The organism is Pseudomonas sp. 34 E 7, assembly GCF_900005715.1.
GTDB lineage: Bacteria > Pseudomonadota > Gammaproteobacteria > Pseudomonadales > Pseudomonadaceae > Aquipseudomonas > Aquipseudomonas orientalis_A.
Window position 1 is genome coordinate 3,944 of sequence record NZ_CVTX01000197.1, and the last position, 1,493, is coordinate 5,436.

The 1,493-nt window shown below is 54.3% G+C and carries 2 protein-coding genes and 1 pseudogene; 2 read left to right on the forward strand and 1 reads right to left on the reverse strand.

Going from position 1 to position 1,493, the window contains the following annotated elements:
- Positions 1–23: 23 nt before the first annotated feature.
- Positions 24–161, forward strand: a pseudogene (locus BFP96_RS30990) (DUF6124 family protein); the annotation flags it as partial.
- Positions 162–291: 130 nt separating this feature from the next.
- On the opposite strand, the gene BFP96_RS28575 reads toward BFP96_RS30990, so the two are convergent.
- Positions 292–807, reverse strand: a complete 516-nt coding sequence (locus BFP96_RS28575) for a GNAT family N-acetyltransferase (RefSeq protein WP_065936065.1) — start codon at positions 805–807, stop codon at positions 292–294.
- A gap of 119 nt (positions 808–926) precedes the next feature.
- On the opposite strand from BFP96_RS28575, the gene BFP96_RS28580 reads away from it, so the two are divergent.
- A complete protein-coding gene (locus BFP96_RS28580; RefSeq protein ID WP_065936064.1) occupies positions 927–1,409 on the forward strand; it encodes a GNAT family N-acetyltransferase in 483 nt (160 codons plus the stop codon).
- Positions 1,410–1,493: the final 84 nt, after the last annotated feature.

The window sequence follows — 1,493 nt, forward strand, 5'->3', positions numbered from 1 at the left end:
GGCATCACTCAGGATGTCTACTCATGTCAAAAGCAGATTCAAGTGCCCTCTTCAACGTTGCCCCCAACGCCAGCAACGAAACCCTCATCACCAACAGCTACGAAACCTTCACCAGCGTCAGCACCCTGCTGCTCGACCTGTCCGAAGACCTCAACGGCAAACTGAATCGCCCCTAGTTTCATAGACGCCTTCAAGCTTCAAGGAAGGGCTGCTAACCTTGCGTAACTGTCCGCTTTTGGCCGGTTTCTACCGTTCGTGAAGGACAACAATCGGCAAACCTGTTACCCAGAGTTAAACCCCCGGTATCTGGTACACAACCGAATCATATTTCTCCGTCATTCGCCTCTCAATGACGACTCCCCTCAAAGCTTCGGCAATACGTCGACTCGCACGGTTCTGCGTCGCAACAGGGTAGATGAAGTGCTTTGCCGCCACCCGCTTGCTAGCCCACTGAACAACCGCCCGCACCGCTTCACCACCAAAGCCCAGCCCGTGTTTATCTTCACGGATCCAGATACCTAACTCCGGTGTTTCACTGCCGGTATGGTGCAGCCCGACCAAGCCGGTAAAACGGGCACTCACCAGTTCCCTGACCGTGAACACGATGTCGCTGCCATCCGCTATCGCAGGCAGCCACTGCTCCCAGACTTGCGCGTACTCTTCTAGCGAGGCAGGCGGCTCCCAGGACATGTAGCGAGTCAGAGACGGTGTGAGACAAGGGAAAGACTCAGCAGCGTCCTGCTCGCAGAAGGGCTCAATACTAAGGCGTTGCGAGAGAATGCGGATTGGGTGGGTGTCGACTGGCATTGCAATTTCCTTCCTGGGGTCCATTACTCCATTTATGCCGTGAACATACCATGCGGGTCGCTTCATCAGTGTCAGGCTCTCTATACTGAGCCCCCAGGATGGTAGTTGGAGCACACCCTATGCCCGTCACACCCAATCAAAATTCCCCCATCACTTTGGTCCCCGCTCAACAGAGCGACTTGGATAATCTGGTAGCTATTCGAATTGAGGCCATGCGCGAAAGTCTGGAGCGTGTTGGGCGGTTTGATCCGGTCCGTGCGCGGGAGCGGTTTCTTGGCGGTTTTGAAGCTCGCTGCACACGTTACATCGAGGTATCTGGAGAGAGGGTGGGTTTCGTAGTGGTCAAACATCACCACAATGAACTCTTGCTAGACCACTTGTATGTAAGGACGAGCGCGCAAGGATCAGGGGTGGGGTCTGCTGTTCTCACGCAGATTTTCAAAGAGGCGGATGCAGCTGCGCTTCCTATTAAAGTGGGTGCTCTCAAGGAAAGCGCTTCCAATCGCTTTTATACCCGCCATGGCTTCCAGTTCATCGAAAGCAGTGAATTCGACAATTATTATGTTCGTCAGAATGTTCCGGCGATTGGCCCAGCCTGCTAGCTGGATATGATGCACCTCGACGTACGCAAGCTCTGCCTTTTCAACAGGCTCGTTTTCAGCTTGGCCAGCCGGGTTCAAGCGCTA